The 25,889-nt window shown below is 70.9% G+C and carries 24 protein-coding genes and 4 pseudogenes; 18 read left to right on the forward strand and 10 right to left on the reverse strand.

Going from position 1 to position 25,889, the window contains the following annotated elements; all coding sequences use genetic code 11:
• Positions 1 to 538: pseudogene (locus ABZ396_RS40000) on the reverse strand (AraC family transcriptional regulator); the annotation flags it as partial.
• 394 nt (positions 539 to 932) lie between these two features.
• Between ABZ396_RS40000 and ABZ396_RS40005 the strand changes: the two are divergent.
• Positions 933 to 1,691, forward strand: coding sequence for an IclR family transcriptional regulator (locus tag ABZ396_RS40005; RefSeq protein WP_358925074.1), 759 nt, complete (start codon positions 933 to 935; stop codon positions 1,689 to 1,691).
• Between the two features lie 282 nt (positions 1,692 to 1,973).
• On the forward strand, positions 1,974 to 2,972 hold the full coding sequence (locus tag ABZ396_RS40010; RefSeq protein WP_358925115.1) for a PP2C family protein-serine/threonine phosphatase: 999 nt from the start codon (positions 1,974 to 1,976) through the stop codon (positions 2,970 to 2,972).
• Here ABZ396_RS40010 and ABZ396_RS40015 read toward each other — a convergent pair.
• Positions 2,969 to 3,400, reverse strand: coding sequence for an ATP-binding protein (locus ABZ396_RS40015; protein ID WP_358925073.1), 432 nt, complete (start codon positions 3,398 to 3,400; stop codon positions 2,969 to 2,971). The genes ABZ396_RS40010 and ABZ396_RS40015 overlap by 4 nt on opposite strands.
• A 195-nt stretch (positions 3,401 to 3,595) precedes the next feature.
• Between ABZ396_RS40015 and ABZ396_RS40020 the strand changes: the two genes are divergently transcribed.
• Both ABZ396_RS40020 and glpK read left to right on the forward strand, forming a co-directional pair.
• Positions 3,596 to 4,363 carry an IclR family transcriptional regulator gene (locus ABZ396_RS40020; protein ID WP_358925071.1) on the forward strand — a complete coding sequence of 256 codons (768 nt, stop codon included), beginning with the start codon at positions 3,596 to 3,598 and terminating at the stop codon, positions 4,361 to 4,363.
• Positions 4,364 to 4,408: 45 nt separating this feature from the next.
• Positions 4,409 to 5,938, forward strand: a complete 1,530-nt coding sequence (gene glpK / locus ABZ396_RS40025; protein ID WP_358925069.1) for a glycerol kinase GlpK — start codon at positions 4,409 to 4,411, stop codon at positions 5,936 to 5,938.
• Between the two features lie 280 nt (positions 5,939 to 6,218).
• Here the strand turns inward: glpK and ABZ396_RS40030 are convergent, their stop codons facing one another.
• Positions 6,219 to 7,364 carry an aromatic acid exporter family protein gene (locus ABZ396_RS40030; RefSeq protein ID WP_358925067.1) on the reverse strand — a complete coding sequence of 382 codons (1,146 nt, stop codon included), beginning with the start codon at positions 7,362 to 7,364 and terminating at the stop codon, positions 6,219 to 6,221.
• 211 nt (positions 7,365 to 7,575) lie between these two features.
• Between ABZ396_RS40030 and ABZ396_RS40035 the strand changes: the two genes are divergently transcribed.
• Together ABZ396_RS40035 and ABZ396_RS40040 are read left to right on the forward strand one after the other, a co-directional pair.
• Positions 7,576 to 7,797: a DUF6480 family protein gene (locus ABZ396_RS40035; protein ID WP_358925066.1), complete on the forward strand. Its 222-nt coding sequence runs from the start codon at positions 7,576 to 7,578 to the stop codon at positions 7,795 to 7,797.
• Between the two features lie 119 nt (positions 7,798 to 7,916).
• A complete protein-coding gene (locus ABZ396_RS40040) occupies positions 7,917 to 8,480 on the forward strand; it encodes a hemerythrin domain-containing protein (protein ID WP_358925064.1) in 564 nt (187 codons plus the stop codon).
• A gap of 257 nt (positions 8,481 to 8,737) precedes the next feature.
• On the opposite strand, the gene ABZ396_RS40045 is transcribed toward ABZ396_RS40040, so the two are convergent.
• Positions 8,738 to 10,210, reverse strand: a complete 1,473-nt coding sequence (locus ABZ396_RS40045) for an ornithine decarboxylase (RefSeq protein ID WP_358925062.1) — start codon at positions 10,208 to 10,210, stop codon at positions 8,738 to 8,740.
• Positions 10,211 to 10,402: 192 nt separating this feature from the next.
• On the opposite strand from ABZ396_RS40045, the gene ABZ396_RS40050 reads away from it, so the two are divergent.
• Positions 10,403 to 10,729 (forward strand): plasmid stabilization protein, encoded by a 327-nt coding sequence (locus tag ABZ396_RS40050; RefSeq protein WP_358925061.1) that lies wholly within the window; start codon positions 10,403 to 10,405, stop codon positions 10,727 to 10,729.
• Positions 10,730 to 10,943: 214 nt separating this feature from the next.
• Complete coding sequence (locus ABZ396_RS40055) at positions 10,944 to 11,816, forward strand: SDR family oxidoreductase (RefSeq protein ID WP_358925060.1); 873 nt, start codon at positions 10,944 to 10,946, stop codon at positions 11,814 to 11,816.
• Here the strand turns inward: ABZ396_RS40055 and ABZ396_RS40060 are convergent.
• Positions 11,813 to 12,277 (reverse strand): carboxymuconolactone decarboxylase family protein, encoded by a 465-nt coding sequence (locus ABZ396_RS40060; RefSeq protein ID WP_358925059.1) that lies wholly within the window; start codon positions 12,275 to 12,277, stop codon positions 11,813 to 11,815. The two genes, ABZ396_RS40055 and ABZ396_RS40060, sit on opposite strands and share 4 nt — an antisense overlap.
• Positions 12,278 to 12,543: 266 nt before the next feature.
• Between ABZ396_RS40060 and ABZ396_RS40065 the strand changes: the two genes are divergently transcribed.
• The 5 genes and pseudogenes from ABZ396_RS40065 (at position 12,544) to ABZ396_RS40085 (ending at position 17,694) form a co-directional block, all read left to right on the forward strand.
• Entirely contained in the window at positions 12,544 to 13,179 is a 636-nt protein-coding gene (locus ABZ396_RS40065) for a TetR/AcrR family transcriptional regulator (protein ID WP_358925058.1), read from the forward strand.
• Positions 13,180 to 13,197: 18 nt separating this feature from the next.
• Positions 13,198 to 13,671 (forward strand): annotated as a pseudogene (locus tag ABZ396_RS40070) (MFS transporter); the annotation flags it as partial.
• A gap of 445 nt (positions 13,672 to 14,116) precedes the next feature.
• A complete protein-coding gene (locus ABZ396_RS40075; protein WP_358925056.1) occupies positions 14,117 to 15,517 on the forward strand; it encodes a glutamate decarboxylase in 1,401 nt (466 codons plus the stop codon).
• Between the two features lie 184 nt (positions 15,518 to 15,701).
• On the forward strand, positions 15,702 to 16,808 hold the full coding sequence (locus ABZ396_RS40080) for an FAD-dependent oxidoreductase (protein WP_358925054.1): 1,107 nt from the start codon (positions 15,702 to 15,704) through the stop codon (positions 16,806 to 16,808).
• A gap of 262 nt (positions 16,809 to 17,070) precedes the next feature.
• On the forward strand, positions 17,071 to 17,694 hold the full coding sequence (locus ABZ396_RS40085) for a DedA family protein (RefSeq protein WP_358925114.1): 624 nt from the start codon (positions 17,071 to 17,073) through the stop codon (positions 17,692 to 17,694).
• 6 nt (positions 17,695 to 17,700) lie between these two features.
• On the opposite strand, the gene ABZ396_RS40090 is transcribed toward ABZ396_RS40085, so the two are convergent.
• On the reverse strand, positions 17,701 to 18,126 hold the full coding sequence (locus tag ABZ396_RS40090) for a MarR family winged helix-turn-helix transcriptional regulator (protein WP_358925052.1): 426 nt from the start codon (positions 18,124 to 18,126) through the stop codon (positions 17,701 to 17,703).
• A gap of 106 nt (positions 18,127 to 18,232) precedes the next feature.
• On the opposite strand from ABZ396_RS40090, the gene ABZ396_RS40095 reads away from it, so the two are divergent.
• A complete protein-coding gene (locus ABZ396_RS40095) occupies positions 18,233 to 18,646 on the forward strand; it encodes a PaaI family thioesterase (RefSeq protein ID WP_358925112.1) in 414 nt (137 codons plus the stop codon).
• Between the two features lie 184 nt (positions 18,647 to 18,830).
• On the opposite strand, the gene ABZ396_RS40100 is transcribed toward ABZ396_RS40095, so the two are convergent.
• Positions 18,831 to 19,307, reverse strand: a complete 477-nt coding sequence (locus ABZ396_RS40100; RefSeq protein ID WP_358925050.1) for an MEKHLA domain-containing protein — start codon at positions 19,305 to 19,307, stop codon at positions 18,831 to 18,833.
• A 219-nt stretch (positions 19,308 to 19,526) separates the two neighbouring features.
• Here ABZ396_RS40100 and ABZ396_RS40105 point away from each other — a divergent pair, with 219 nt between their 5' ends.
• On the forward strand, positions 19,527 to 19,838 hold the full coding sequence (locus ABZ396_RS40105; protein ID WP_358925048.1) for an antibiotic biosynthesis monooxygenase family protein: 312 nt from the start codon (positions 19,527 to 19,529) through the stop codon (positions 19,836 to 19,838).
• On the opposite strand, the pseudogene ABZ396_RS40110 reads toward ABZ396_RS40105, so the two are convergent.
• Positions 19,835 to 20,194: pseudogene (locus ABZ396_RS40110) on the reverse strand (integrase core domain-containing protein); the annotation flags it as partial. The gene ABZ396_RS40105 and the pseudogene ABZ396_RS40110 overlap by 4 nt on opposite strands.
• 226 nt (positions 20,195 to 20,420) lie before the next feature.
• Here ABZ396_RS40110 and ABZ396_RS40115 point away from each other — a divergent pair.
• Positions 20,421 to 20,555 (forward strand): hypothetical protein, encoded by a 135-nt coding sequence (locus ABZ396_RS40115; RefSeq protein WP_358925047.1) that lies wholly within the window; start codon positions 20,421 to 20,423, stop codon positions 20,553 to 20,555.
• A gap of 4 nt (positions 20,556 to 20,559) precedes the next feature.
• Here the strand turns inward: ABZ396_RS40115 and ABZ396_RS40120 are convergent, their stop codons facing one another.
• Both ABZ396_RS40120 and ABZ396_RS40125 read right to left on the reverse strand, forming a co-directional pair.
• The gene (locus ABZ396_RS40120; RefSeq protein ID WP_358925045.1) at positions 20,560 to 21,891 is read right to left on the reverse strand and encodes an enolase C-terminal domain-like protein; all 1,332 of its coding nucleotides are present in this window, start codon (positions 21,889 to 21,891) and stop codon (positions 20,560 to 20,562) included.
• A 27-nt stretch (positions 21,892 to 21,918) separates the two neighbouring features.
• Positions 21,919 to 23,256 carry a gluconate:H+ symporter gene (locus ABZ396_RS40125; RefSeq protein ID WP_358925043.1) on the reverse strand — a complete coding sequence of 446 codons (1,338 nt, stop codon included), beginning with the start codon at positions 23,254 to 23,256 and terminating at the stop codon, positions 21,919 to 21,921.
• A 357-nt stretch (positions 23,257 to 23,613) separates the two neighbouring features.
• Between ABZ396_RS40125 and ABZ396_RS40130 the strand changes: the two genes are divergently transcribed.
• Both ABZ396_RS40130 and ABZ396_RS40135 read left to right on the forward strand, forming a co-directional pair.
• Positions 23,614 to 24,192, forward strand: coding sequence for a hypothetical protein (locus tag ABZ396_RS40130; RefSeq protein ID WP_358925042.1), 579 nt, complete (start codon positions 23,614 to 23,616; stop codon positions 24,190 to 24,192).
• Positions 24,193 to 24,214: 22 nt separating this feature from the next.
• Positions 24,215 to 25,889: pseudogene (locus tag ABZ396_RS40135) on the forward strand (cation-translocating P-type ATPase); the annotation flags it as partial.

A 25,889-nucleotide genomic window follows, 5' to 3' on the forward strand; every position in this document is an offset into this window, starting at 1 on the left:
GGTCGAGTTCGTGCCGGTAGGGGTGATCCGTGGCCAGCAGCAGACCGGTCAGCAGGGCTTCCTGCATCTGGACGGCGAGCAGCGGCTGCCGCAGCGCGCCCCCTTCGTTGCCCGCCTCACCGATGACCATCCGCACCAGCCGTGCCCAGCTGCGGCCCGTCCCCGACGTCACGTCCATGCTGCGGCCCAGGTGGAACCCCTGGCGCACCGGCCTGCCCAGCATCCCTTCCAGATGGCCTTCGAGCACGCGCGGCCCGATCTTCACCGCCAGCATCCGGCCGGGCCGCACCCGCTCCAGCACCGTGCGTCCCTGGGGCCGGAACACCGCCGCGCTACCCGGCCCGGTGAGGACGGGGTCCAGCCCGCCCTGGTGCCACTGGAGGCCCCCCGACACGGGGATGTCGATCTGATGGGCCCCGGGATCCCCGAACCGCAGCCGCACGTCGGCACCGAACCCGAGCTCCCCTACCGTCAACGGCCCCAGTCTCACCACGTCGAAGGCGGCACTGAAAATGTGGTCCGTCTCGAGCCGGTCCATGAAGTTGAGCGGGGAGTTCCCGCTGCGGTCACCGGTGCCCCGATGCTGCTTGCGGACTCACGGCCGACCGCAGCGACAAAAGGGAGGGCCCGGCCCTGGAGACGCCAGAGGGCCGGGCCCGAGGTGCGGTGAGTACCCTGCGTGCACCCCTTCCCGCTGCCGGCAGACCGGGGCGCCGGTCGACGGAGGGAGACCGACGCCCGGACTGCGGTGCAGCAGCGCAAAGCGAGACTAATGCGCCTGCTGGTGGTCGACGCTCCCGAATGCGAAGCCGTTTCCCGAACAGCGCGGCGGGCGCGTGCACAGGCATGACGTGACGGACGCCGTCCGCCTTGCCGCCACCGTGTGCGGTGCCTGCCTTGCCCGCGCCAGCTGCCCGGCGCAGTCTTGTCCTATGGGCGCTCAGGACGGCCCCACTCTCATCACGTCCGTGCAGCGGGCCTTGCGCTTGCTGGAGGCGGTGAGCGCGCACGAGAACGGCGCGCCGGCGAAACAGCTGGCACGCGAGACGGAACTGCCCCTGGCCACCGCCTATCACCTGCTGCGCACTTTGGTGCACGACGGGTACGTGCGGAAACTGGGCGACGGCGGCTTCGTCCTGGGCGACAAGGTGAAATCCCTGCACTCGGCGGGCCACACCCAGACGCTGCTCAGCCGTGTCCGCCCGGCGCTCGCCGCCCTGCGGGACGAGCTGTCCGCTGCCGCCTACCTCACGTTCTACGAGGACGGTGAGATCCGGGTCGCCGAGATCGTGAACGGCCCCCGTACACCGCGGGTCGATCTGTGGGTGGGGTTCGAGGACGCCGGACATGCCACCGCCCTCGGCAAGTCCGTGCTGCGTGAGCTGGACGAGGATGCCCGCCGTGAGTATCTGTCCCGGCACCACCTCGCCGATCTCACACCGCGCACGATCACCAGTGTTCCGGAGCTGCTGCGCAGGATCGAGTCGTCTCCCCTGGCGCCGGCTGTCACGGATCTGGAGGAGTACGCGCTCGGCACGGTGTGCGTCGCCGTGCCCGTCTACAGCGGGGACACGCTCGGCTCGCTCGGAGTCTCTTTGCCGGTGGAACGGCAGGCCCGGTTGCAGGAGATCCTGGCGCGTCTGCTCCCGACGGCGAGCCGAGTGACCAGAAGCCTGTCGCTCACTATCTGAAATACCGCTTCTTGTGGCTGCCCACGCCCAGCCAGTTTCCTTAACGAAAGGGACATTCCGGGTATATGCCCCCGTATAGGCGAGGACTGCGGACGAAACATGAGCCAGGCCCTACTTCATGGCGTTGACCACGCGTCGAGGCGGTTGTTCAGGCACCGTGCGGCCCGCGCCTGGGATCCGGGGCGTCGGCGTGTGGCCGGGCAGTCGAGCCCAGTGCTGTCCTCGCTGCCGGTGCTGGTCGTCGCCGTAGTCGTACTCGTCGACATCACCGGAGGGGCGGGGATGATCTGGCTGCCACTGCTGGCGGCCGGACCCGCGCTGGCCGCCGCCACCAACGGGCCGCGCGGCGTGCTCTGCGTCGGACTCCTCGCGGCGGCGCTCGGCTCGACGCTGGGCCACGGGCAGGGCGTTCCCGCGGGTGAGCTGGCGGCCGTACTGTCCGCAGTGCTGGCCGTCACCGCGGCGAGCGGCCTGGCCAGCGGGATGCGTGGCCGTCGGGAGCGCGTGCTCGCAGCCGTACGTTCGGTCGCCGAGGCGGCCCAGCACGCGCTGCTCCAGCCCGTCCCGGAGACCGTCGGCCCGTTCCAGGTGGCCGTACGCTACAGCGCCGCGGCGGCCGAGGCCCGGATCGGCGGGGATCTCTACGCCCTGGTGTCCACCCCGCACGGCATCAGGCTGATCGTCGGCGATGTACGCGGCAAGGGGCTGCCCGCCGTGGAGACCGCCGCACTCGTACTCGGAGTGTTCCGTGAGGCCGCTTACGACGAGCCCGACCTGCTGGCGGTCGTCGGCAGGATCGAGCGCAGCCTGGCCCGCAATCTGGGCCCGGACGACTTCGTGACCGCCGTGGTCGCCGGATGCCCCGGGTCGGGGCGCATGGAGGTCGTCAACTGCGGACACGCGGCTCCGCTGCTGATATCGGCCTCCGGAGACGTCAGGGCGGTGGAGCCCGCTCATCCCGCGCCGCCTCTCGGGCTGCGCGCCCTTTCGGGGCAGGCCCCCCGCCTCCAGCATCTGTCCTTCGCGGTGGGAGACCAGCTCCTGCTCTACACCGACGGGGTCACCGAGGCACGCGATCACGCCCGCAGGTTCTATCCACTGGCCGAAGGCGTGGCCCGCCATGTGTCCGATCACCCGGCACGCACGCTCACCGCGCTCCATGACGAGCTGCTGGCGCACGTGGGCGGCCGGCTGCACGACGACGCCGCCCTGCTCCTGCTTCGCAAGCAGACGGCGGACGGGCAGCTACGCGTGCCGTCCCCTGCGGAGGTCGCGCTCTAGACGCGCTGTCCCGGCACGAGTTCGGCCCACCGGGTGACCCCGCCGGGGTGGACACGTATGCCGTCACGCGTCGCCAGGGCGTGGACGATCGTCTCGCCACGGCCGTGCTCGTCCGGGTCGACCCCGGCGCATCGACCCACCGAGAGGGCGGGTCCCGCGTCGGCGACCTCGATGCGCAGAGTGCAGGCGCGGTCACACGGCACCCAGGACAACCGCAGCACGGCCGGGGGGCAGGCGTGAATGATCGCGTTGGTCACCAGCTCCGACACCACGAGCAACGCGTCCTCGACGATCTCCGCAGACACGTTCCAGTCGGCGAGGACCGCCGCCGCATTTCGGCGTACGACCGAAACGGCTCCGGCGACGGGCGACACCGGACACACGTATTCGTATGTCGCCCGACGGAGCGTCTTGAGTTGTACCGCCATGGTCTCTCCCGGTGGTCTGTGCAACCGGTCCGGCGCCACATCTCAACGCATTCCGGCCTCGTAGCAAGTTATGGAGTCAAATCGGGCAGGTCAATGAACGGCGGTCGGCATTACCGAACGCAGACCTTCACGAGGACTCCGCAGCGGCCGTCCGCCCGTGAAGCGAAGCGTCCGTGGCGGTAATAGGCTCGCCTCATGGCCGGCCCAGTCCAGTCGATCGAACGGGCGGCGGCGATACTGCGCCTGCTCGCCGGCGGGCCCCGCCGACTGGGGCTCGGCGAGGTGGCGGCCTCGCTCGGGCTTGCCAAGGGCACAGCCCACGGCATTCTGCGAACGCTCCAGCACGTGGACTTCGTCGAGCAGGACGCGGCGACGGGAAAATACCAGCTCGGAGCCGCCCTGCTGCACCTCGGCACCAGCTACCTGGACGTCAACGAGCTGCGCTCGCGCTCACTCAACTGGGCCGATGCCCTCGCCGCCCGCAGCGGGGAGGCGGTTCGCCTGGGGACACCACTGGAAGGCAGCGTGCTGGTCGTCCACCACGTGTTCCGGCCGGACGACACCTTCCAGACCCTGGATGTGGGCTCGCTGCTGCCGCTGCACGCCTCCTCGCTCGGCAAGGTACTGCTGGCCTACGGGACCGCGACGATCGAGCCCGCCCGGCCTCCGGGGCTGGAGGCGTACACCCGGCACACCCTGACCGACCGCGACCAGCTGGCCCGGGCGCTCGCCGAGGTCCGGGAGTTCGGCTGGGCCGCCGAGATCCAGGAGATGAGCATGGGCGAGGCCGGGCTCGCCGCGCCGATCCGAGGGCACGGCGGCCTGGCAGTCGGCGCCATCGGGCTGTCCGGGCCGGTGGAGCGGATCTGTGACAGCCAGGGCCGACCCCGGCCGAGTCTGATCACCCTGATCCGTGAGGCAGCGCGGGCGATCTCCCGAGATCTGGGAGCCGCCCGCTGGTAGGTCAGGCCCGGCCACACGTCGACCCGTCGGAAGGCAGACCCGATCATGGCTGAACGGTACGTAATGTCCATCGATCAGGGCACCAACTCGACCCGGTGCATTCTGTTCGACCACCGTGGTCGGCTGGTCTCGGTCGCGCAGAGAGAGCATCGGCAGCACTTCCCCAAACCCGGGTGGGTCGAGCACGACGCCGTCGAGATATGGCAGAACCTACGGCGCATCGGGCCCGAAGCCCTGTCCGGCGCCGGTCTGGACACGGGCCAGATCACCGCCATCGGCCTGGCCAACCAGCGCGAGACGACCGTGCTCTGGGACCGGCGGACCGGGGTCCCGCTGGGCCGGGCGATCGTCTGGCAGGACACTCGCACGGCCCCGTTGGTCGAGGAGCTAAGACAGCGCCCCGGCGAGGAGTTCTTCCTGGAACGGTGCGGTCTGCCGCCGTCGACCTACTTCTCGGCGCTGCGCATCCGCTGGCTGTTCGACCACGTCAAGGGTCTCCAGCAGCGCGCCGCGGACGGCGAGGTGCTGTTCGGAACGATGGAGAGCTGGCTGATCTGGAACCTCACCGGAGGGGCCGACGGCGGCATGCACATCACCGACCCCACCAATGCCAGCCGCACGATGCTGATGAACATCCGCACGCTCACCTGGGACGAAGAGCTGCTGTCCTTCTTCGGGGTGCCCCGCGCGATGCTGCCCGAGATCAGATCTTCCGCCGAGACATACGGCGAGGCCCGCTCGCTGTTCCCGGGTGTCGCCATCACGGCCACGCTCGGCGATCAGCAGGCAGCGCTCTTCGGCCAGACCTGCTTCTCCCCGGGCGAGGCGAAGTGCACGTACGGTACGGGGAGCTTTCTGCTGCTCAACACCGGCAGCGACATCGTGCGGTCGCGGCACGGACTCCTCACGACCGTCGCCTACAAGATCGGGAACCAGCAGCCGGCCTACGCCCTGGAGGGGTCGATCGCCGTCACCGGAGCACTCGTCCAGTGGTTCCGTGACCGCCTGGGCCTGATCAGCAGCGCTCCGGAGATCGAGACCCTGGCCCGGACGGTCGAGAACAACGGCGGCTGCTACATCGTCCCCGCCTTCTCAGGCCTGTTCGCACCACACTGGCGCAGCGACGCGCGCGGGGTCATCGTCGGCCTCACCTCGTACATCACCAAGGGGCACCTGGCGCGAGCCGTCCTGGAGGCCACCGGGTGGCAGACACGTGAGGTCGTCGACGCCATGAACGCCGATTCCTCGGTCTCCCTCCAGCAGCTCAAGGTGGACGGGGGCATGACCGCGGACAACCTGCTCATGCAGTTCGTGGCGGACGTGCTCGACGTGCCCGTGGTACGGCCGATGGTCGCCGAGACGGTCTCACTCGGCGCGGCCTACGCGGCCGGGCTCGCCGCGGGCTACTGGCCGGACCTGGAAGTGCTGCGCCGCAACTGGCACCGGGCCGCCCAGTGGCTGCCCGACATGGACCCCGCGCTACGGGAGGCGGAGTACGCCGACTGGCAGCGGGCCGTCGAACGCTCACTGGGATGGGCCCGCTCGCCGCGGTCCGCGGACTCGGGCCCGCCGTGACCGCCGGTCCTCGCCCTGCTGCCGTCCCAGCGCACCACGTCTTCGCCGGAAAGCGACTGCTCGGCACCGCCGCGACCGCACCCACCGCCGTACTCGTCACCGGCACGTCACCGGGCCGTCGGGACAGCCGGCGCCTCCGGCCATGGCTGACAGCCTCCTCGGCGTCGCTCGGGCATTGACGGCCCGTCCCCTGTCGGCGCCCGCCTGACGGCCGCGGGTGTGTCCGGCCGGTGCACACGAAGGGCGACGACCCGCCTGCCATCGGCGGCAGGCGGTCTCGTCAGTCCTGGACGAGTTGATCGGCCAGGCGATGCGCCTGGGCCAGCAGCGTTCCGTAGACCACCAGCGCGTCCGGATCGTCGGGCACGGCTCCCGGCAGCCGTCGGCGGAACTCCTCCAGCGTGCGGAGAAGCTCCCCGACCGCCTCGCGCAGCCGCTCGCCAGCGGCATCGTCACGGCCCCCGGTACCGAACCGGGACCGACCGTACAGGCCTATGGCGCACGCCGTACGGCGGAGAAAGTCCGCGTAGGCGCGGGTGATCCCCGCGGCCGGCCGGGCCTTCATCCCGCCGTCCGCGGTCTCCCATACCGTCCGGGTCACCCCTGCCGTGTGGACGGCCACGTAGTCGAGCACGGCCAACGCGTCGGCGTACGCCTTGCCGGGAGCGGAGGCAGTCCAGTTGCGGCGCCCCCGCGGATTGACGCGCATGCTTTCGTGGCTCCAGCCGATCGCCGAACGAGCCTGCTCGACAAGGCGGCCCAGGCGCAGTGCGCGCTCGTGCCAGTCCCGGGCAGCCTGGCCGTCCCACTCACCGGCGTCCAGGCCGTCGGCCACCGCGTCCAGGATCTCCTGCGCCTCGCCAGCCGCGTGCTCCAGTGCCCGGCGGGCGTCACGTGTGTACACCGGAGGCCGGATCAAGGCGTTGACCACCACTCCGACCACCGCGCCGAAAACCGCCTCCGCGATACGCGCGGCCGACGAAGCGACGGTCACCTGGCCGGCCGTCAGCACGAAAAGCGCTCCGGTGGCGGCGTAGATGCCCTGGCTTCCCAGCCGCTTCCACTGGCCCAGCAGCAGCACCGCCGGAAGGACGAGGGCCATCGTCAGCATCGTGCTGTCCAGCAGCAACGCCACCGCTGTCGCGACCGCCGTGCCCACCGCGATCGCCGCGAGCTGCTGCAGTCCGTGCGCGACCGACCGGTACACCGTCGACTCCACCAGTACGACCGCGACCCACGGCGCCACGAACGCCATCGGAGCCTGGAGCCACCAGCCCACGACCGCCCACGCCACCCAGGCGGCCAGCGCCGCCTTGCCCGCCTGAACCGCCAGATCCCGTTCAGGGCCCGGACCGGCCCACGCCCGCCGTACCGCCGATACGGCCGCGTCCACCCAGTACCGGACCGCCCGGGCCGGCCTGCACATCCACTCCATGCCACACCAAGTGCCACGACAACGACAGACCTCACCCGCAGGAGTGCGACCGTGGCGAAGGCCACCTGCGCGTCAGCCCGGAGGCGCACCTCCGCAGGCGCCGGAAACACTCCAGGAGCGATCATGTGAGGCCGGTGGGGTGCGGGTACTCGGGCTGGGGCGGCAACCGGCCGTAGCCCGGTCAAGAGCCGAGGAGGGCGACATGACGACTCCTGATCCCGAGCCCGAACGCACACCGGGACTAGAACCAGGTGGAGGGGTGGCTCCCGGTGACACCCCGCCCGCGGAAGGGGGCACCTCCGGTATCTCCCGTCCGGAGCCGCCCGAGACGCGCAAGGGGTGGAGCACGATGCCGCTGGTCTTGATCATGGTGGTGGTGGCCCTGATAGCGATCGGGCTGATCGCCATGGCGGTGGCCCTGTGACGTGCGGCCCGCGCTCACCCTTCCGAGGGCCCGTGGACACTGTGTGAGCCCGCCGACCACGGGCACCCGGATCCTCCGGCGGCTGGACCGGACCGCCGCCCTTTCTGGAGGTGGAGAACATGGGTCATGGTGGGAACATCATCGACGAGTTGGTGACCGATCACCGGGAGGTCGAGGAACTCTTCGGCCGGATCGCGGCGCTTCCGCCCGGCGACAAGGACCGCAAGGTGTACGCGGACCAGGTCACGATCGAGCTGGTGCGGCACTCGGTGGCCGAGGAGGAGTACCTGTACCCGGCGGTGCGCGAGCACATCCCGGGCGGCGACGCGCTGGCCGACAAGGAGATCGAGGACCACTCCAGGGCCGAGCAGATCATGAAGGACCTGGAGGGGTACGAGGCCGGTGACCCGGAGTTCGACCGGCTCATCGGGACACTGATGACGGAGATCCGCTCGCACGTCGCCGACGAGGAGCAGAACCTCTTCCCCAGGCTGCGCGCGGCGTGTCCGCCGGAGGCGCTCGACGAGCTGGGTGACAAGGTCCGCCGGGCGAAGAAGCTGGCACCGACCCGCCCGCACCCGTCCGCCCCGGACACCCCGCCGGCCAACAAGCTGCTGGCGCCGGGAGTCGGCCTGGTGGACCGCATGCGGGACGCGCTGACGGGACGCGGCAAGAAGGACTGACCCCGCCTGGGTGGATGGTAGGGCGGTCCGGTCCCCCGAGGGCTGTGAAAGCCACACCCGGCCAGGCAAACAGGGGGGGTTCACCGGGCGGTTGGCCCCCGGGACAGCGGTGCGGCAGGGACACGCGCCGTGGTCCCGGGGGTCCCGTCTGTCGCGACGGTCCGCGGCGTCATCGACTCGGTGGACCAGCGGAAGCCGCTCTGGTGCTGCCGGCGTTGCTGGCTTCGCAGATCGGCATCCGGCTTTCGATGCGCGGATCAGTCCTCCACGACGATGCGCACGGTTTTCAGGCATTGGTCGGCGGCGTCGGGGAGGAACATGCCGGCGCTGACTCCGGTGGTGAGGTATTCCAGGACGGGCTCGGTCAGGCGTTCGCCGGGCAGTACGACGGGGATGCCAGGCGGGTACGGGGTGATCATTTCGGCGGCGATCCCGCCGGCGGCGTCCATGACGGAGACCTCGGCATGCCGGGCGAAGTACGCGTCGCGTGGCAGTGCGACCTGGTCCATTCGTAGTTCGGCCGGGGAGGGGACGCTGACCTGCGGGGCATCTTGCAGATCTGCGGCGTGGTCGGCCAGGTCGTGCAGGGCGGTGAGGAGGCGCCCGGTGGTCTGTTCGTCGTCGGCGTGGGTGAGCTGGGCGCTCAGGCGCCGGTGATCGAACAGATGGACGTCGAGGTGGTGTTGCCGGCGCAGCCAGTCGGCGGCCCGGTAGCCGGTGGTGCCCAGTTCGCTGATGTCCATGACGACGGGCAGGGGGTCGAAGTCAGCGGCGAGACCAGGACCGCAGAAGTCATCGGCGTCGTTGACGTGGAAGCCGTCGATCGCCTCGATGGCTGTGCGCGTGCGGGCGGCCAGCCGCAGGGCCTGGCCGATGAGTTCGTGGCCGTGCTGGACCATCTGCCGGCGCCAGGCGTCGATGCCTGCGTAGAGCAGGACGCTCGGGCTGGTGGTGCCGAGGAGGTCGGCCCGTGAGGCAAGTTCGGCGGGATCGATGAGATCGCCCTGGAGGTGGAACACCGAGCCCTGCTCCAGGCCGCTGCCCATCTTGTGGATGCTGGTCACGCAGATGTCGGCACCGGCGTCCATGGCCCACGACGGCAGGTCGTCGTGGAAGGGCAGGTGCGCTCCCCAGGCCTCGTCCACGATGAGCGGCTTACCGCGGCGGTGACAGACGTCGGCGATGCCCGTGAGGTCGGCCGCGGCCCCGTACGGGGTGGGGCTGGTCACCAGCGCCCCGTCGGCATCGGGGTGCTCCGTGAACGCCTTGTCGTAGGCGGCCGCCGAGGGGGGAGGGGCGATGTGCCGGAAGGCGTCCCATTGGGGTTCCACCCATACCGGCTCCACACCGGACAGGATCAGCCCGGCGACGACCGACTTGTGGGCGTCACGTCCCACGAGGAGCCGGTGGCCGGGAGAGGTCACCGCCAGCATGGCGGCCTTCACCGACAGGGAACTGCCGCATGTGGAGAAGAAGGCACGGTCGGCGCGCACCGCGTCGGCCATGAGGTTTTCGGCCCGTTCCAGGGCGCGGCCGCGGGCGAGATGGTCGTCCAGGCCCCCGTTGGCCAGGACGTCGCCGAAGAACACGGCGTCCCCCAGCACGGCACGTGCGCGGGAGTCCGCGCCCCGGGCCTGCTTGTGGCCGGGAGGCGTGAATCCCAACTCCTCGTTGTCGTGATATCTGGCGAGCGCGTCGAGGACGGGCGCCTCATCGTGGTTCGGACCCATGGTGGAGCAGTTCCCGAAAGCCCGGGATGCATGCTGCCCGCGCCGTCGGGACGGGTGTATGCGTTCCCCGACTGCGTTCCCCGAGTATCGGACGGCGGGAGGGGGGAACTCGTGCCCGCGAACGAACTCTGAGGTGAGTGAGGTTCCTGCGGATGAAGCGGATCCGCGCGCTCAGGAAAGGACAGGGACACCATGCCGGCTGGATCGAGCTCCAAGCGGGAGCGGCAGTACGAACACATCAAGAAGAGCGCCGAGGACCGCGGCGAGTCGACCAAGCGGTCCAAGGAGATCGCCGCGCGGACGGTCAACAAGGAACGCGCCCGGTCGGGCGAGTCGAAGACCGTCGGCAAGGCTTCCGCCCGTGACCCGAAGTCGGCGTCCCAGCGCGGCGGACAGCGTTCGCACAGCGGCTCCGAAGGGCCTACCAGGGACCAGTTGTACGAAGAAGCCAAGAAGCGCAACATCCAGGGCCGCTCCTCAATGACCAAGCGGCAGTTGGCGAGCGCCCTCGGCCGCTGAAGGCCGGCGCCCCGGGCCGGGCACCGGGGAGCCGCGGCCCCGGGAGCCGCGCTTTGTCTGCGACGACGCATCGACGACCTCGCGGAGGACCGTCACGCTGCGGCGGCTGGACGGGACGGTCGGCTCGCCGACCCTCCCGTCTCCTGCAAGCCTGGCGGCAAGCCCAGAGCGCACTGCGCTCCCCCCTCGCCCGATCACCCATGAGGCAGCTCCCATGACTGAGAACCCCACGCACAAGCATCCCCGCCCCGAATTCCCCCAGCAGGAGCAGGAACATCCCGGCTGGACCGGTCCGATGGACCCGCCCCCCGACCACGGGGAGGACTCGTACGAGGGCAGCGGGCTTCTCCTGGATCTCAAGGCGGTGGTGACGGGCGGCGACTCCGGTATCGGCCGCGCCGTTGCCCTTGCGTACGCCCGCGAAGGAGCGGATGTCCTGTTCACCTACCTGCCGGAAGAGAGCAGCGACGCCGCCGAGACCACCCGTCTCGTCGAGGAGGCCGGCCGCAAGGCCGTCGCCGTACCCTGCGACATCCGCGAAGAGGAGCAGTGCCGCCGTCTGGTGGAGCATGCCGTCGGCGAGTTCGGGCGCATCGACATCCTCGTCAACAACGCGGCATACCAGATGTCCCAGCCGGAGGGCATCCAAGCGATCTCGACAGAGCAGTTCGACCGAGTGATGCGTACGAACCTGTACGGATTGTTCTGGCTGTGCAAGATGGCCCTTCCGCACATTCCTGCAGGCGGTTCCATCATCAACTCCACCTCCGTGCAGGCGTACAAGCCGAGCCCGCATCTGCTCGACTACGCGACGACGAAGGGTGGGATCGTGACGTTCACACAGGGGCTCGCGCAGATGGTGGCCAGTGACGGTATCCGTGTCAACGCGGTGGCGCCGGGCCCCGTGTGGACGCCGCTGATTCCGGCGACGATGCCGGACACCGCCGAGTTCGGTAAGCAGACACCACTCGGTAGGCCCGCCCAGCCCGCCGAGATCGCACCCGCCTACGTCTTCCTCGCCTCCTCGCGGGCGAGCTTCATCACCGCGGAAATCCTCAACGCCACCGGCGGCGTGCCGCTGCCCTAGGGCCTGTCGTTTGGATCAGGCCGCAGGTCAGTGGCGGTGCAGTTCCATGCCGGGGAGCGGGGGCTGGTGCGTGTGTCTGCAAGGCGGAGGAGGCGTGGACAATCAGCCGCTTCCGCGACGGGCGACGCGGTGGGGGCACCCCCGGCCGAAGGCTGGGGGACGTCGGTCGGCGACCGACGACAACGCGCGCGCTCGGCGTCGGTGAAGTACGGAGCGTCCTGCCAGGAGGAGACGGCGGTGATGCGCTCCTCGGACTCCCCGGCCTTACGCAGAAAGCCGGTGTTCAGCACCGTCAGGTAGGTGTTGCCGACGATCTGCCCGGCGCGCAGGTGGACGAGGTTCATCGTGGAGCGGGACACCGAGCGGTTGCCTGTGGCCCGGAAGAGGGCGGCGCTGATGTCGTTCAGCTCGGGCACGAACTCGCCCGGGTCGGCCATCCGGGAGATGGAGGGGTTGGTCATGGCTGCTCTCCTTCGCTTCGGCCTGGTTGGCGTCTTCACAGCACCGACGGATCGGCACACGCGGCTGTGACAGGAATCCGGACGGGTTTTGTGAGCAGCTGTTGTGTTTCCGGCTTGCGGAGTGCGTCATCGCTGGTCGGGCACAGGATCGGCGCTTCCGTGCGAGGGCTCCCTCGCGGCGCGTGACACGAGCGGCCCGGGCAGAGGGCGAGAGTGAGGATTTCATCAGGTCTGCGATGACCATCGCCGCTAGTTAGACTCTGCACATGCCTACGTCAGCCCCGCCCAGCAACCGGTTCGAACGGCGCCGCGCCGAGACCCGTCAGGCGCTCGTCCGCGCGGCACGGCAGATCCTCGCCGAGACCGGTGACACCAGCGCCAGCATTCAGGCGATCGCGGAGCGGGCGGACGTGGGCTTCGGCTCCTTCTACAACCATTTCGAGTCGAAGACGGAGTTGTTCGAGGCGGCGGTCGCGGACGCCCTGGAAGAGTTCGGCCGGGCGTTCGACGAGCGGCTGGTGGGCATCGACGACCCGGCGGAACTGGTCGCGGCCGGTTTCCGGCTCAGCGCACGTCTGACCACGTCCCACCCGGAGTTGATGCAGGTGCTTCGCCGGCGCGGCCTCGGTCACATCCACTCGGACAACGGGCTGACCAATCGCGCTTCGCGGGACCTGCAGGCCGGTATCGCCGCCGGCCGCTTCAAGGTGCTGGACCCGACTATCGCTCTCACCGGTCTGGGCGGCGCCCTGCTGTCCCTGGTGGAGCTGAGGTTCTCCCGCCCCGATCTGGACGGCGACGAGGCCGCGATGAACCTCGCGGAGATGACCCTGCTCATGCTGGGCGTCCCGCCGGACGACGCCCACGAGGTCGCCCGGCGCCCTCTCCCCGACCTCGTCTGAGCCCTCTCCGGTACCCCCGCCGGCGTCTTCCTGCTCACCCGCGTCGCATCGGGCTCCACCTACACCGACTTCCTGCCCTCGCTGCTCTTGCTCGGCTTCGCCGTCGGGCTGAGCCTGTCCCCGGCCACCGACACCATCATGGCCTCCTTCCCCGAGTCGGAGCTGGGCGTCGGCGGCGGCGCCAACGACACCGCGCTGGAACTCGGCGGCTCCCTGGGCATCGCGATCCTCGGCTCGCTGCTGGCCACCTCGTGCAAGGACAAGCTCACCGACCTGGTCGGCGGCCACCTCCCGGCCGCCGCGTCGGACACCGCCAAGGACTCGGTGGGCGGAGGACTCGCCGTCGCCGAGCGGATCGCCAAGAGCCCGAGCGGTGACGCCCAGCAGGCCCAGAGCCTGGTCGGCGCGGTCCACGAGTCCTTCGCCCACGCCATCGCCCACACCAGCCTCGTGGGCGGCATCATCATGGCGGCGGGCACCATGATCGTCCTGCCGTCCTGCCGTCCTGCCGTCCTGCCGTCCTGCCGGGCCACAGGCACATGGGCAAGACCGTCAACCGGAGACGGCGGTAGCGCCGGAGGAGACCTAAAGCGTGAGCGCCAACTGAGCCCTGACGGCGCGGTGGGCCACACGCCCGCCAACTCGAGGTCGCCGAAAGCCCGTTCCGGCAACCTCCTCCCCAGGACGGGCCGTGCCTGAGCGGCGCACGGCCCGGACGGTGCCGGCAGGGGACGCCCGGCACCGTCCTTCCCGCCGATCGCCACGCGGCCTGTGGGGTCGTTGCGGCGGCCCGGCCAGTATGTGGATGGGAAAATCCAGTTCATCAGTCCGCAAATCGATCACTGGATCGGTGTAATCGGCACAGATGCCGGACGGAAAAGCGATCTAGCTTCGGAGTGCACGGGGCCGTACGGACCAGAAAGGCATCGAGGCACTCATGCCCATCCCGCATACCGACGTCATGACCGCACCCGAGTTCGACACCCTGACCGCTTCGCCCGGGCCCGACCGCCCGCCCTCGGACGACCTGTTGCTGCCGGTCGAGGAGCTGCCCCCGAACGCGTCGTCGCCCGACCTGGTCGGCCGCCGAGTGCGCGACGAGCTCATGCTCGACGGCAACGCACGGCTGAACCTCGCCACCTTCGTGACCACGTGGATGGAACCGCAGGCACGGCAGCTGATGGCGGAGACCGCGGAGAAGAACCTCGCGGACCGGGCGGAGTACCCGCAGATCACCGCGATGGAGGAGCGTTGCGTACGGATGCTCGCCCGGCTCTGGCACGCGCCGCACCCGGAACAGGTCCGGGGCTGCTCCACCACCGGTTCGAGCGAGGCGGCCATGCTCGGTGGCCTCGCGCTCAAGCGCCGCTGGCAGGACCGGCGGCGGGCCCAGGGCAAGGACACCGCGCACCCGAACGTGGTGATGGGCGCGAACGTCCAGGTGTGCTGGAAGAAGTTCGCCAACTACTTCGAGGTGGAGCCGCGTTACGTCCCGATGGAACCGGGCCGCTACCACCTCACGGCGGACACGCTCACCGCGTACTGCGACGACAACACGATCGGTGTCGTCACCGTCCTCGGATCCACGTTCGACGGCTCCTACGAGCCCGTCGCGGACGTCTGCCTGGCCCTGGACGGATACCAGGCCGCCACCGGCACCGACATCCCCGTGCATGTCGACGGCGCGTCCGGCGCCATGGTGGCCCCCTTCCTCGACCCGGGTCTGCTCTGGGACTTCCAGCTCGAACGCGTCGCCTCCATCAACACCTCGGGGCACAAGTACGGGCATGTCTTCCCCGGACTGGGCTGGGCCCTGTGGCGCAACGCCGAAGCCCTCCCCGACGACCTCGTCTTCGAGGTCGACTACCTCGGCGGCCGCTCCCCCAGCTTCACCCTCAACTTCTCCCGCCCGGGCGCGCACGTCGTGGCGCAGTACTACAGCTTCCTGCGGTACGGATTCGACGGGCTGCGCGACCTGGCGGCCCAGAACCGTACGACGGCCCGTGCCCTGGCCACCCGCATCCAGAGCATCCCGCCCTACGAACTGGTCACCGACGGCTCCGAACTGCCCGCCTTCGCCTTCCGCCTGGCGCCCGGCACCGAGGGCCTGACAGTGTTCGACGTCTCCCAGGCCATGCGCGCCCGCGGCTGGCACCTGCCCGCGTACACCTTTCCCGCGCCCTGCCAGGACGTCTCCGTCCTGCGTCTCGTCGTACGCACCGGGTTCACGGCCGAACTGGCCGGCATGTTCGTCGCCGACCTGACCGAGGTCACCCGCCGGCTCCACAGCGGCCGCCCGACACCACCACCGCCGCTGACCCCGCTGGCCATCCCGTGACCGCGACTTGAGACGAGGGCCGACCACGGGCGTACCGGCCCGTCGGCGTCCCGTCGTCTGCCGACCCGCCGGACCGCACCGGCCGTGGGCGTCTTTACAGCACTCTCACAGAACCCGCCCTACGCTTGATGTTTCAAGTGTTAGGCTCGCCGCCATTCCCCCCACCTGGCTCAGGAGAATCACTGTGCGGGACGGCAACGTAGTGGTGGTCGGCGGCGGTTACGCGGGCATACGGCTGGCGAAGAAGCTGGATACGACGGCGCATGTCACGCTCGTGGACCGCAAGGAGGTCTTCTTCCACCGCATCGCCTCCCTGCGGGCGGGTGTGCGCCCGGAGTGGACCGGCGCACCGTTCATCCCGTACGACCGGCTGCTGACCAACGGCCGTGTCGTGATGGGCAAGGCGGTCCGCGTCGACACCGTCGAACGCCGGGTCGTCCTCGCCACGGGCGACCGGCTGCCGTACGACGTGCTGGTCATCGCCACCGGCGCCGACTATCCCGAACCGGCCCGCTTCGTCGGCTCCACCGCCGACGAGGCCGCGAAGGCCTTCGCCGAGCACCAGCACAACATCGCCGCCGCCGACCACATCCTGGTCGTCGGCGGCGGCCCCTCCGGCGTCGAACTCAGCGCCGAGATCCGGCTGGCCCGGCCGGACGCCCGCGTCACCCTCGCGCACTCCGGGCAGGAACTGCTGCAGTCCACGGGCAGCGCCCGCGCCGGCCGCAAGGCCCGGACCTGGCTGGAGGCCCACGACGTGGCGGTCCGGCTGGACGCCTTCATGTCCCCCGGCAACGACTTCGGCACCTACCGCGACGCCCATGGCACCGTCCTCGCCGCCGACCTCTCCTTCTGGGCGACCGGCACCACCCCCAACACCCTCTGGCTGCGCCTGGCCGGGCACGGCGACTGGCTGACCGGGACGGGACACGTCAAGGTCGACCGGAGGCTCCGGGTCGAGGGCAGGCCGGACGTGTTCGCGGTCGGTGACGTGAATGACGTCACCGAGCTCAAGGTCACCCCGGCCGCGCTCGCCCAGGCGGAGGTCGCCGCCCACAACGTCCTTGCCTACTTGCGCAGTTCAGGACGGCACAGCAAGAAGCCGCGCTCCTACCGGGCCGTCCGCCGCACCCCGCTCATCGTGCCCTTCGGCCCGGCCGACGGGGTGACCGTGCTGCCAGTTCCGCTCGGCGAGGCCGCGGTCCTCGGCACCCGGGCCACCGCCATGGCCAAGGCGAAGACCCTCATGACCCCCTATATGAGGCGCCAGCTCGGCTACACCGCGCTCTGACCGCTTCTGATCGCCGTGGGACACTCGATGGGCGGCCAGGTCGTCAATCTGTCGCGGTACGGCATCCGGGCTGGTCGCTCGAGCGTCGCCCTCGATCCGGCGCACGGCGCGCACAGGGACGAGGTGGCGGGCATCCCAGCGGCCGGCGCTCACCGTGTGGACCTCGGCGGACGCGGCGTCTCCCCCGCTGTCCGGACACCCCGGCGGCCGTACGTGACACTTGAGGGAAGCGACCGGCGAACGGGACGGGGAGGCGAAGACGGTGATCGCCGTCAATCCGACGGACAGTGCCTCGTTGCTCGCCACCTTCGGCGCCCTGGCCGTGCTGGTGATCATCTTCGCCGAGTCGGGGCTGCTGGTCGTGGGCTTCTTTCTGCCGGGTGACACCCTGCTCTTCCCGGCGGGTGTGCTGTGCGCGGCGAGCGCGGACCAGCCGCCCCGGCTGGAGCTGTGGCAGGTGCTGGTGTGTGCGGCCGTCGGTGCCGTGGCGGGCGGCCAGGTGGGCTATCTCATCGGGCGGCACGGCGGGCGCCCGCTGCTGGCCCGCACCTCCAGCCGGCGGGTGAGGACCGGGGCCGCCCGGGCGGAGCGGCTCCTGGCCCGCTACGGGTACGGCAAGGCCCTGGTGATCGGCCGATTCGTTCCGGTGCTGCGGACGGTGCTGCATCCGGCGGCCGGGGCACTAGGGGTGCCCGTGCGGCCGTTCACCCTCTGGCAGACCGTCGGTGGTGTGCTCTGGTCGCAGACCTTCGTCCTCGCCGGGTATGCCCTGGGCTCGTCGGTCTCGCACATCGACCGCTACCTGCTGCTACTGGTCGGCGTGATCGTCGTACTGTCCCTGCTGCCTGTGCTGACCGAGGCGCGCCGGGCGCGGCGTGACCGGTGACCTGGCTCAGGGCTCCCAGTGGGCCAGGCTGTGCAGTGCCGCGGCGGTGTCGGTGAAGCGGTCGGCGCCGAGCAGAGCGCGCAGCTCGGCGTTGAAGCGGTCGATCTCCGGCCGGGCCGAGTCGAGTACGCGAGCCCCGTGTTCGGTCAGTTCCAGTACGACGGCGCGGTGTTCGTCCGGGTGCCGGTGCTTGCTGACGAGGCCGGCGTCCAGGAGGCGGCGGACCAGCGCGGTGATCCCGGACTCGCGCTGCTGGAGGACCTGGGCCAGTTGCTGCTGGGTGATGCCGGGTGCGTCGCTGAGGGCCAGCAGGGCACCGAGCTGGGCCGTGGTGATCCCGGCGGCGGCCAGCAGCCGCCGGTCGGCCGTGGTGCGCAGCTGGTGTGCGGCGCGTTGCAGCAGGAAGAAGAGGCGCTGGTCGGGCTGGGACATGGGCGAAATCTTGACAGACGGGACGGCCGGGCGCCATTCTCACTTCACCAGTGAATCGAAACCCGGTGTTGGGGTGGCGAGTGTGAACGAGACGCCCGATCTGGCCATGGCCCGGAAGATCCTGGCGGCCCAGCCCTTCAGTGTCCTGCTGGGCACCCGGCTGGTGGCCTTCGGCGGCGGTGAGGCGACGCTGGAACTCGACAACCGCGCGGAGCTGCGCCAGCAGTACGGGCATGTGCACGGCGGGGTCCTGGCCTATGTGGCCGAGAACGCGATGGCGTTCGCCGCCGGCACCGCGCCCGGGAACCGGCCGCTCACCGCCGGGTTCACCATCGACTACGTACGCCCGGCCGACGGCGAGTCCGTGCGCGCCCGGGCCCGGGTGGTGCGGGCCGGCCGCAGCCTCGCCGTCTGCCGCTGCGATCTGACCAGCGTCGGTGGCGACGACAGCGAGACGGTGTGCGCGGTCGCCCAGGGCACCATCTCGTTCGCGCCCGCGCCCAGCGGCGGCGGGGCCTGACCGCGCTGCCGCCGGCGCCCTCGCACTGCCTTTCCGGTAGCCCTTCCGGGAAGACAGCTACGTCCCCGGGCGGTTGAATGGAACGTCGTCGCTCATCACTTGCGAATAGTGTGCTCAAGCAAGGAGTCTCAACCTTCCGGGCCACGTCAGGGACTGTTCGAGGGCGGCCCATCGCGAGGGTGTATCAGGCATCCGCCCACGACCGGAACACCGCGGCCTGGCCGTGGTAGGTCCCGTTGGCGCCGAGGAGGTTCCACATCGTGACGTCCTGGATCCAGAATCTGCGCCCGGACCTGGCGATCCTCAGCCCCCGGTAGCCGGTGGCGTATCCGCGTTCCGCCACCGATCGCACAAAGGCCTCCCTGTCGCCCTGCGCGTCCGTCCCGGCGGACCGCCTGGACGGGAGCCCGATGAACTCCTCCCAGCTGTACTCGAAGCATTTCTGCGCGGTCTTGTTCGCGTAGACGAAGACGGGATCCGGACCGGTGTCGTGTGCGAGCAGCCCGAAGGGGGCGGACTCGTAGAGCCAGCGGGCCGCCTCGTCGGCGTCCGGGAACGCCGAAGGGCAGAGGGTGGTGCCGGTCAACCGCTCGTGGCTGGACAGGAGGAGGTGCGCGAAGTCCGAGCCCCGCGTGTGCCCCTGGGAGAACTTCGTGTCCATCGGTGACCGCCTTTCGTCGCCTTCTGAAGGGATGGTTGCAGAGGGGGTACGGCCGACGAACAGCGGGGAAGGTTCGGCCTCGCGACATGCGGGACCGGCGCGGGAGTTGAGCCGAGATGACATGGCTGAACGCACATTCGCCGACGTGACGAACGCGCGCCGGCGAGGGGGCGCCATGATGGTGCCCGGCAGCACATCTCCTTGCGAAGGCGGCATGACATGACCTACGGCCACATCGGTTCGATGAAGACCCGGCCGGGCAGGCGGGACGACGTGGTGGCGATCCTGCTCTCCGCGGCCGAGAGCCTCCGGGACCTCGGCTGCCGGAGCTATGTGGTTGGCCTCGCCGCCGACGACCCGGACACCATCGTCGTCACAGAGGTCTGGGAGTCGCAGGAACACCACGACGCCTCCCTGCGGTTGCCCGAGGCCAAGGAGGCGATCTCGGCCGCCATGCCCATGCTCACGGGTGAGTTCAGCCGTCGCGAACTCACCGTCGCCGGCGGCCTCGGCCTCCTCGACACGCCCTAGGTGTATTGACCCGCAGCGTTGTTCACACGGCTGATCGGTGGCTGGCCTCCGAGTGCGGTGTGGCCGCGGTGGTGGTTGTAGGTGTGCAGGAAGTCTGCCAGGGCCGACGTGCGCTCGGTGTTGCCGGTGTAGGGGCGGAGGTAGGCCCATTCGTCGAGCAGGGTGCGGTTGAAGCGTTCGACCTTGCCGTTGGTCTGGGGCCGGTAGGCGCGGGTGAGCTTGCCGGTCGCGCCGAGGTCGGCCAGGGCCTGCCGCCAGGCGAAGCTCTTGCGGTAGGGCCAGGCGTTGTCGGTCAGGACCCGCTCGATGCGGTCGATGCCCGCGGTGGCGAAGAAGTCTGCGGCCCGGCGCAGGAAGCCGAGAGCAGGCGCCGTACCGCGTTCGTGCAGGGCGTGCCGGGATGGGCGAACGCGTCGCGCAGGGCCTCGCCGTAGCCGGTCCGGCGCGGCCCAGGACCGTATCGTCTCGACGGCACGGGCGGAGGGTCTCGGCGCGGTCGCCGAGCTGGACCTGGGCCCGCAGACCGGGCAGGCGCTGGGGGCGTTGGGCGACTCCTTCCTGGACGGAATGCGCCCGTGCCTGATGGCGGCGGGCAGCCTCACCCTGCTGGCCGCCCTGGCCGCGGTGGTCCTGCTGGGCCGCCCCCGGCAGCGGCCGACCGTCGAGGCGGCGGGTCACACCGCCGACGAGAAGGCCGCGGCGGTACAGGGCGCCTGACGGCTCACCGCACCAGACACGGCCGCTTGGCGTCGAAGGTCCAGCCGTCCACGAGGTAGCGCATCCCGGTCGCGTCGTCCCGGCCCGCGCCGAGGTTCCTCTCCTCGTGGAGGGCGTGGGCCGCGAGCAGCCGGTCCATGTCGAGGCGGATGCCGAGCCCGGGGGCGTCGGTGACGGCGACCTCGCCGTCGACGATACTCGGCGGTGCGACGGTGAGGCGCTCCCGGCCCTCCTGCCAGATCCAGTGCGTGTCCAGGGCGTTGTAGTCGCCAGGGGCCGCGGCGCCGCAGTGGGCCATCATGGCCAGGGAGATGTCGAAGTGGTTGTTGGAGTGGCACCCCCAGGTCAGCCCCATCTCGTGGCAGAGCTGTGCCACGCGTACCGATCCGCGCAGGGTCCAGAAGTGCGGATCGGCGAGCGGGATGGACACCGACTGCAGGGCGACGGCGTGGGTGAGCTGCCGCCAGTCGGTGGCGATCATGTTGGTCGCGGTGGGCAGGCCGGTGGCCCGGCGGAACTCGGCGAGGATCTCGCGCCCGGAGTAGCCGCCCTCGGCTCCGCAGGGGTCCTCGGCGTAGGCGAGGGTGCCGAGCAGCGGCCGGCACAGCTCGACGGCCTCCCGCAGGGACCAGGCGCCGTTGGGGTCGAGGGTGATCCGGGCGTCGGGGAAGCGCTGCTTCAGCGCCTGTACGGCCTTGACCTCCTCCGCGCCCGCCAGGACCCCGCCCTTGAGCTTGAAGTCCCGGAAGCCGTAGTGGTCGTAGGCCGCCTCCGCCTGCCGGACGATCGACTCCGGGGTCAGGGCCTCCTCACGGCGCATGCGGTACCACTCCACGGCGGCGTCGGGCTCGCGGAGGTAGTCCAGGTCGGTTCGGTCGGGGTCGCCGACGTAGAAGAGGTAGCCGAGGACACGTACCGAGTCGCGCTGCTTGCCGTCGCCGAGCAGGGCGGCGACGGGTACCTCCAGGTGCTGGCCGAGCAGGTCGAGGAGGGCGGACTCGACGGCGGTGACGGCGTGCACGGTCGTCCGCAGATCGAAGGTCTGCCGGCCGCGGCCCCCCGCGTCCCGGCCGCCGAACGCCTCCCCCATGGCCTTCAACACCCGCTTGTGGTCACCCAGTCGTGAGCCGGCGACGAGGGATTCCGCGTCCCGCAGGGTCCGCGTGATCGCCTCCCCGCCGGGCACCTCACCCAGTCCGGTCCGGCCCTCGGAGTCCTCGACGACCAGCACGTTGCGGGTGAAGTAGGGGGCATGGGCGCCGGAGAGGTTGAGCAGCATGGAGTCCCGGCCTGCCACCGGGTACACGGAGAAGCGGGTGACGACGGGCTGGCTCATGGGCGAACGTCCTTACGGGAGAGGGGCTTACACACTGAGGGCGTCGAGGATCTGTTCCATGAGCAGGACCCCGCCCAGGCCCAGGATCGCGAGCACGGTCGTGTAGGTGGTGCGGGCCTTGATGGCGTCCAGGACCGAGAGGTTGAAGTACTCCTTGAACATCCAGAAGCCCGGGTCGTTGACGTGGGAGAAGGCGATCGATCCGCAGGAGACGGCGAGGACCATCAGCTCGGGGTGGACCCCGCTGCCCGCGAGCAGCGGCAGGACGACACCGGAGGCGGTGACCACGGCGACGGTGGCCGAGCCGAGGGCGACCCTCAGGATCGCGGCGATCAGCCAGGCCAGGATGATCGGCGAGATGGCCCAGCCGTCGGTGAAGTCCTTGATGTAGTCGGAGATCCCGCCGTCGACGAGCACCTGCTTGAACGCGCCGCCGGCCCCGATGACCAGCAGGATCATCGCCATGGCCGCCGCGGCCTCCCGGCAGGAGCGGGCGACCTCCTCCATGGTGCGTCCGACGCGGGGTCCGAAGGCCCACAGGGAGACGAGCAGGGTCAGCAGCAGGGCGACCGGCGCCGAGCCCACGAAGTCGACGAGGTGCACCACGGGGGTGTCGGCAGAGGTGACGAGGTCGGTGATGGCGGAGCCGGCGATCAGGACGACGGGCAGCAGGGCGACCGCCAGCGACCAGCCGATGCCGGGCATCTCGTCGTCCTCGAAGACCCGCTCGCTCACCAGTCCCTTGGGCACCGAGGGGTTCATCGCCCGTATGAACGGCAGCCGCGGCCACACCAGAGCGATGAGCACGCCGACGGGGACGGCGATGAACAGGCCGTAGAACAGCGTGAGTCCGGCCGAGGCGTGGAAGGTGGCGGCGACCGCCGTGGGCCCGGGGTGCGGGGGCAGGAAGCTGTGCATGGTGGACAGGGCTATGGACATCGGCAGGCCGACCCAGAGCAGGTTCGACCGGGTGACCCGGACGAGGGTGAAGGCGACCGGCACGATGATGACGAAGGCGGCCTCGTAGAACATCGTGACGCCGATGATCATGGCGGTGAGCACCATGGCCACCTGTACCCCGCGCGGACCGCTGACCGCCAGAAGTCTGCCGGCGATGCGCTGGGCCGCGCCGGAGTCGCCCATCACCCGGCCGAGCATGGCGCCCAGGCCGATGGTGAGCATGGTCTCACCGATCTGCCCGCCGATGCCCTCCGAGAGGGTGTCCGGGATCTTCTCCAGCGGTATCCCCCGGACCAGGGCCACGCCCACGGCGACGAGCAGAAGCGCGACGAAGCCGTTCATCCGGAGCTTCGTCATCAGAAAGAGCAGGACCAGGACGCTGATCCCTACGACGACCAGAGGCAAGCCAGTTCCCCTTCGAACTGAGCGTCAGGTCCACATCCATGAACGACGCCTACATACAGAGACTGCATCTACGTATGAAGACGGAGGCTAAGGACGCGGACGTGCTCAGGTCAATGGGTGCGCGGAAGGATTCCGGGCGCGCGCCGCCCAGTTACGGGAGATTGCCGTGGGATTGGACTGGTTACGCCCAGGCCGCGCTCGCGGCATAGGCGCACAGGCCATGCCGCCCCGCAGCGCCACGAAGACCATCGCCGCGCCCTTAATCTTCCGATATGTCCGGACGATTCGGGATAGTTGGCGTGTTCAGGGGCACTCAGCAGGCAGAGAGAGTGATCCCGGCATTGACGAGGAGTAGTCATGGCTGAGCAGAAGTCGTCCTCGGCCCTCACCGCGCCCCTGCGGAACGCGGCCTCGGCGGTGCGCAAGGTGCCCGGCGCCGGGGCCGTGACCAAGGCCGCCGAGGGAACACTGGACAAGATAGGAGCCGTTTCGCCCCGGAGCCGTCGGCTGGCCGTGTACGCCGGAGCCGGGGTGTTGGGGGTGGCCGGAGTCGTCGAGTGGCCTGTCGCGTTGACCGGTGCCGCCGTGGCCTGGCTCACCCAGCCCCGGCGCGGACAGGGCGCGGAGACCGAGCCGCCGAAGGCGGCCGAAGGCACGACGAACGGCGCGGGCCGCGGCGCCTATGTGGCCATGGGCGACGCGGTGACAGAGCAGCAGGGCGTGGCAGCGCCCGGCCCGGTACGGGAGGGCGAGATGCCGGATGGCCCGGCGGCACCGGCGACACCCGCCGCACCCGCCGCACCCCCGACTGAGCCGACGGCACCACCCGCGACCGCTGAGGCGCCGCCTGCGCCCGCTCAGGCACCCCCCACGACCGCTGAGGCGCCGTCCGCGCCCGCACCGCCCGACGCCCCGACCGCACCGCCCGCCAGCTGACGTGGGCCGGGGGTGATGCACCATGGCGCTCGGGTTGCCGACGGTGCCGTCTCTCGCCGCAAGGGCCCTGTCCGTGGGCCCCCGGCTGCTGGCCCGGGCGGCCGCGCCGGGGGCCGGTGCGGTCGCGGGGGCGGCTGCCGGGACCGCGCGGGCCGGCGTCACGACCCTGGACACGGCCACCCGGATGACGCGGGCGGCGCGCAGCGCGCTGATCGGCGCCGAGCGTCAGTGGCGGTGCGGCGCCCGGGCGCACCTCGCGCTGCGGGTGGCCGACCCGGAGCAGGCCCGGGCCGCAGGCGGCCTGAAGCGGCTCGCCGGGCATGTCGCCACGGCACTGGCGGAGCACCCGGACGTGCTGTTCGCCTATTGGGACGAGGGGCTCGGCCGTCTCGTGGTGGCCGCGGCCGAGGAGGCGGTCTTCGACGGCGTCATGGAGCGCGCGGCCGACCTCGCCGCACGGCACGGTCTGGTCGCGAGCGGTGGCACCGCCGAGGAGGTCACGCACCCGGCCGGCCGGAACGGCATCCGGGCGGCGCTGGCGATGCTGGCGGCCGACCTGGTCGGTACCGGCATAGGCGTCGCCGCGTACGCCCTGCGGCTGCCGCCGTCCCCACGCGCGGTGACCGCGGTGGTGACGGTGCTGCGGGAGAACCCGCGCTTTCGCGCGCTGGTGCGCGCCCGTCTGGGCGCCGACGCCGCCGACCTCCTGCTGACCTGCGTGAACGCCGCGGCCCACGGGGCGGGCCAGACACCCACCGCGCTGCTGCTCGACGGGGCGCTGCGCGGCTGCCAACTCGCGGACACGATGGCGCGGTCGGCCGCCTTCGAGCTCTTCCACGACGAACTGTGCAGCCCGTACCGGCCGAGCGTAGGCGTCGCCGACCAGCCGCGCCCGGCCCTGCGCACCACCCCGGCGCAGGAGTACGCCACCCACGCCTTTGCCGGCAGTGTGCTGGGGGCGGCGGCGACGCTGCTGGTCAAGCACGACGTCAGCGAGGCGGCCGAGGCGGTGCTCGCCGGCTCGCCGAAGGCCGCCCGGTACGGGCCGACCGCCTTCGAGGCGGTGCTCGGTGCCCTACTGGCCCGGTCGGGGCTGCTCGTCCGTGATCCTGAGCGGCTGCGGGAGCTGGAACTGGCCGGCACGATCGTCCTGCATCCGAGCGCGGTGCGCACCGAGGACGGGGAACCCGACCCCTGGACGGAGCCGGTGCTGGACGCGGCCCGGCGCGCCGGACTGCGGATCGTGCTGGTGGACGACCCGGCGCTGGAGGACTACACCGGCCTCGCCGACCAGGTGGTGGACGCGCGGCGGCCGTTGGACGACGTGGTGTGCTCGCTGCCCGAAGACTCCGGCGCGGTGATCACGGTGGCCCGGCTGTGGTCGGAGAGGGACCGGGGAGTGCTGGCCGGGCTGCTCGCCGGTGACATCGCGCTCGCGCTCACCGACGACGGCAGCACGGTCGTCTGGGGCGCCGACGCCCTCGCCCTGCACGGGCTGCCCGACGTGTGGCGGATGCTGACCGCGATACCGGCCGCACGTCGGGTGGGCCGGCGCTCGCAGGCCCTGGCCCGATCGGGTGCGGCACTCTCCGGACTGCTCGTGGCGGTCGGCGAGTCGAAGTCCCGGCAACGCGGCCGGCTGGCCGCCGTTGCGGGGCGTCGGGAAGCACCCGGGGGACGCGCCCCCCCCCACGCGC

Origin of the sequence: Streptomyces sp. NPDC005866 (assembly GCF_040629895.1) — a bacterium.
In the GTDB taxonomy this organism is placed as follows: domain Bacteria; phylum Actinomycetota; class Actinomycetes; order Streptomycetales; family Streptomycetaceae; genus Streptomyces.